We start from the raw sequence: 4311 nt of genomic DNA on the forward strand, positions 1-4311 counted from the left end.
CGCGCACATCGATACCGCCACCTTGCGCGCATTCGAAGCGGAGCAGGACGCGCGCACCCTCTACAAGTTCGACGTGCGCACGCGCGAGGAATACGAGACCGGCCACCTGGAGGGCTGGCGCTGGGCCCCCGGCGGCCAGTTGGTGCAGGCCACGGACGAGTACCTGGCCACGCGCCGCGCCCGCGTGGTGCTGGCCGACTGGGACGGCGTGCGCGCGTTGACCACGGGCGCCTGGCTGGCGCAACTGGGCGCGGTGGAGGTCTATCTGTACCGGCCACCCGCGCTGGCTGCGCTGCAGAGCGGGCCTGAGCCACGCAGCGTGCTGCGCCACCGTCCCGGCGCGCCCGGGTTGCGGCCGGAGGCCCTGCGGACCGCGCTGGAAAACGGCGAGGCCGTGCTGTTCGACGTGGATGCACGGATCGCCTATGAACGCGGCCACGTGCCGGGCTCCCGCTACGCGGCCCCCGACCGCCTGGCCGAGTTCCTGCCGGAGGATCGGCAGCGGCCCATCGTGCTGACGTCTGCCGACGGCGTGCTGGCCAGTATCGTGGCGGCCGAGCTGGCGTGGCGCAGCCAGCGGCCGGTGCGCTATCTGGTGGGCGGTACGCGCGGCTGGAAGTCCCAGGGCCTGGAACTGGCCCGTGGCGCCGACGGCGTGCTGACCGGGGACGATGACCAGAGCATCAGCCCCTATCTGTTCGCTGACGTGGCTGCCCGCGATCGGGGCTTCCGGGAGTACCTGGATTGGGAGCTGGGGCTGGTGGCGCAGCTGGAGCGCGAGGGAAGCGGGGATTTCCAGCTGATCGGGCAGGAATGAGTTGGCGGGCCTGCGGGCGGCGCTGTCCTCCCGCAGGCCTGGGCGTCAGGGCGTAGCGCCGTCGATCGCGGCCATCAGGTCATCCGGGTGCACCATCAGTTCGCGGGCCTGGCACAGGGTCGGATACTGCTGCAGCACGCCGGTCCATTGCGCCGATTCCAGCAGCAGGCGCCAGACGGGCTCCAGGGTTTCCAGGGCCGCGTCCAGGCCCTGCGCCAGGCGGCCGGCGTACTCCAGGCTGGGCTGCGCGGACAGCAGCTGCATGCGGCTGGCGGCGCTGAGCAGGCGGGGAATGGAATCGGCTGGGCCGTCGCAGAAATACAGCACGCTGGTGCCCAGCTGCGGGCCGTCGGCGGGCAGCGCACGCAGCGACGCGCCGCGCAGGGGAAAGCGGCCCTGGCGCGTGCTGAAGGCGTAGTCGGCCTGAGGGTCGGCATGCGCCAGCAGGCGCAGGCCGCGCAACAGGCGCGGGAAGTCAGTGGCGGCGGCGTCGGCCGAGGCCTTGGCCTCGAGCAGCAGGCACAGATCCCAAGCGGGCGGCGCATTAGCCCCCTCAGCCTTGCGCAGCAGGGCGGCGTCCCATTCGCTCTTGGCGCGTTCGGCATTGACAGGCAGCGATGGCGGCACGTGCATGGAGGACACGGCCTGGTAGTCCTCCCGCCCGTCCGCATCGTTGAGGCGGCGCGCCAGGGCCTCCAGCGCCTGCAAGGCCTGCGCTTCGACGGCGTCGCCGCGCAGCCGCGACGCGTTGCCTTCGGCGAGGGCAGTGGCGCTGCCGGGACGCGGGCCTTGTCGTTCCCACAGGGCGCGGTAGCGGCGCACGTCGGCGTCGGCGGCCAGGACGTCCAGTCGTTGCAGATGCTCCAGCGCCGGACTGGCAAGCAGGCGGTCGAGGACTGCGGAGCTTGCGGCTGGCTGCGAGTCGGCGGGCAGGTTCAGAAGACGGCGCGCGGCTTGCGGCAAGGTCGTCCATGATTCGGACGCCGCTGCCGCTTGCAGGGCGGCCATGGCCTCGCGCGCGGCGCCGGCTGGCGTGCGCTCGATCTTGGCCGGATGGGCGATGGCGTTGGCGGCGGCAATGATTTCGCGGCGGTCCTGGGCGGCGCGGGCGGCCAGGGAGGCGTACTCGCGCACGGGAGCAAGGCGGTGCCGCAGCAGCATGGCCTGGAACGCGGGATCGCCGTCGGACTCGCGCATGGCGTCGCGGATCAGGCGCGCCAGGGCATCGAGAAACGTCTGTTTGATGGCGGGCGGCGGGGCGCCGGCTTCAAGCGACAGGCGGGCCTGTTCGATGGCGACGGCCAGCGTGGTGGCGGGCGGGACGCCCTCGGCAGGGATCTTGGAAATGGGCGGCACGCGATAGCGCCGGGCAGTGCGGCGCAGCGTGGCGTCGAGCAGCGATAGAGAGGGGGACTGGGGCATGGCGCCCCAAGCCTACCGCGATGCCGCCGGCGCGGCAAACACGCCGCGCCCGGTCTGGCGGCGGCTTACTTGAACAGCGCGGCGTTCTCTTGCAGGGCGGCGTCGGCGCATTGCGCGTCCAGGTTGCCGCCGGGCGCACCGGCCACGCCGATGGCGCCGATCACGGCGGAGCCGGCCTTGACGGGCACGCCGCCGCCCAGCACCAGGAAGCCGGGGATGTCGGTCAGGGTGGCCGCGGCCGGGTTCTTCTGCACGTTTTCCAGCATCGTCAGCGTCGGGGTCTTGGCCGAAGCGGCGGTGAACGCCTTGGCGCGGCTGGCTTCGATGGTGTGCGGACCGGCGTTGTCCGAACGCGCGAAAGCCTTGAGCAGGCCGGCGCGGTCGACCACCGAGGCGCTGACGTTGTAGCCCTTGGCCTGGCAGGCGGCGACGGTGGCCGTCGCCAGCTTCTGCGCGTCGGCCATGGACAGGTTGCTTTCGTTGAGCACGGCGGCATTGGCGGCGCCGGCGCAGGCGAACAGGGTGGCGAAGGCGATGAGTTTGGGCGACATGTCTGTGTCCTTTGTGGGTCGGTGACAGGAACAGACAGCTTAAGGATGGCAGCCGATCCGCGGTATTCGGTCGGCTACGCTGGGGGCTCCGTAGGGCTACGGAGGCGGCCAGCCCAAGGTTGCTTGCGGCGTGGGCGGGCCTAGCCCAGCAGGCCCGCGTATTCGCGGATCAGCCCGGCCAGGTTTTCCGCTTCCAGCTTGGTGAAGACGTTGGCGCGGTAGGTCTCGACGGTGCGCGGAGACAGGTCGAATTCGCGCGCGATTTCCTTGTTGCTCAGGCCCTGCACGATGCGTTCCAGCACGTCGCGTTCGCGCCCGGACAACTTGTCCAGCCGTTCCTGCGCGGCCTGGGTCACCGCGAGCTTTTCGCGGCTGGCGATGTGGGTGCGCACGGCGGCCTGCACGGCGTCGAGGAAGACGTCGTCGTCCACCGGCTTTTGCAGGAACTCCATGGCGCCGCCCTTGAAGGCCCGGCGGCACAGGTCGACGTTGGCGTGGCCGGTCAGCATGACCACCGGCAGGTCCGATTGTTCGGCCAGCCGGCTCAGCACGTCCAGGCCGCTGATGCCGGGCATGCGGATGTCCAGGACCACGCAGCCGATGGACTGCGGCGGCAATTGGGCCAGGAAGGCCAGCGGGTCGCCGAAGCCTGCGCTGCGCAGGCCGACGCTGCGCAGGAGCAGGGCCAGACCGTCGCGCACGGCATCGTCGTCGTCGACCAGATAGACCAGCGGGGATTGTTCGAGCATGGGAGTGTCCTGCGTAGTCATGCGGCGGCGCCGGAGCGCGGCAGGCTTACCGTGAAGCAGGCGCCTGCCGGGCTGAGATTGCGCGCGGCGATGCGGCCGTCCATCGAGCCGGCCAGCGTTTCGCACAGCGCCAGTCCCAGGCCCATGCCTTGCGGCCGCGTGGTGTAGAAAGGCGCGAACAGGCGCGGCAGCGCGTCGGCGGCGATGCCCGGGCCGGTGTCGCTGACGCTGAACAGGTAGTCGTCGCCTTCGGCGCGGCCTTCCAGCGAAATCTGGCGCGGGCCCGGGACGTCGGCCAGGGCGTCGGCGGCGTTCTGCACCAGATTGTGCAGGATCTGCTCCAGCGCCACGCGGTCGCCCAGCGGCTGCGCGCCGGGGCTGGCGTTGTGCCAGCTCAGCCGTATGCCCTGCCGGGCCAGTTCGGGTTCGCGCAGAAAGCGCAGCGATGCCACCAGCGCGTCGGGATCCAGCGCTTCGCGCCGGGCAGGTGAGCTGGGCTGCACCAGGGCGCGCATGCGGCTGATGATGTCGGCGGCACGCTTGGCCTGTTGGGCGCTGGCCAGCAGCGCGTGGCGCACGGCGGGGCGTTCCTCTTCGTCGTCCAGCAGGCGTTCGGCGGCGCGGGTCTGGGCCAGGATGGCGGTCAGCGGCTGGTTCAGTTCGTGGGCGATGCCGGCAGCCATTTCGCCCAGCGTGCTCAGGCGCGCCATGGCGCCCAGGCGCAGCTGCTCCTGCTGGCGCCGGGCCTGGGCGCGCGAACGCTGCCAGGCCG

General features: G+C 71.6%; 5 protein-coding genes. 1 reads left to right on the top strand and 4 read right to left on the bottom strand.

Annotated features, from left to right (window positions below):
* Positions 1-817: rhodanese-like domain-containing protein (locus WBB14_RS27075; RefSeq protein ID WP_424242493.1), on the top strand; the 817-nt coding region annotated here is incomplete at its 5' end.
* A gap of 45 nt (positions 818-862) precedes the next feature.
* On the opposite strand, the gene WBB14_RS27080 is transcribed toward WBB14_RS27075, so the two are convergent.
* The 4 genes from WBB14_RS27080 to WBB14_RS27095 all read right to left on the bottom strand — a co-directional run.
* Entirely contained in the window at positions 863-2239 is a 1377-nt protein-coding gene (locus WBB14_RS27080) for a 3-deoxy-D-arabino-heptulosonate 7-phosphate synthase (RefSeq protein ID WP_424242494.1), read from the bottom strand.
* Between the two features lie 65 nt (positions 2240-2304).
* Entirely contained in the window at positions 2305-2790 is a 486-nt protein-coding gene (locus tag WBB14_RS27085) for a GlcG/HbpS family heme-binding protein (RefSeq protein ID WP_424242495.1), read from the bottom strand.
* A 140-nt stretch (positions 2791-2930) separates the two neighbouring features.
* Positions 2931-3560 (bottom strand): response regulator transcription factor, encoded by a 630-nt coding sequence (locus WBB14_RS27090; protein WP_414639448.1) that lies wholly within the window; start codon positions 3558-3560, stop codon positions 2931-2933.
* The coding region (locus WBB14_RS27095; protein WP_424242496.1) for a sensor histidine kinase at positions 3557-4311 on the bottom strand (755 nt) is incomplete at its 5' end. The genes WBB14_RS27090 and WBB14_RS27095, both read right to left, overlap by 4 nt.

It is taken from the genome of Achromobacter sp. (genome assembly GCF_049647645.1).
Lineage (GTDB): Bacteria > Pseudomonadota > Gammaproteobacteria > Burkholderiales > Burkholderiaceae_B > Achromobacter.

Bases quoted from the DNA above. Each gene is read 5' to 3' on its own strand.
- WBB14_RS27090 (WP_414639448.1), bottom strand. From the start codon at position 3,560: ATGACTACGCAGGACACTCCCATGCTCGAACAATCCCCGCTGGTCTAT.
- WBB14_RS27085 (WP_424242495.1), bottom strand. From the start codon at position 2,790: ATGTCGCCCAAACTCATCGCCTTCGCCACCCTGTTCGCCTGCGCCGGC.
- WBB14_RS27080 (WP_424242494.1), bottom strand. From the start codon at position 2,239: ATGCCCCAGTCCCCCTCTCTATCGCTGCTCGACGCCACGCTGCGCCGC.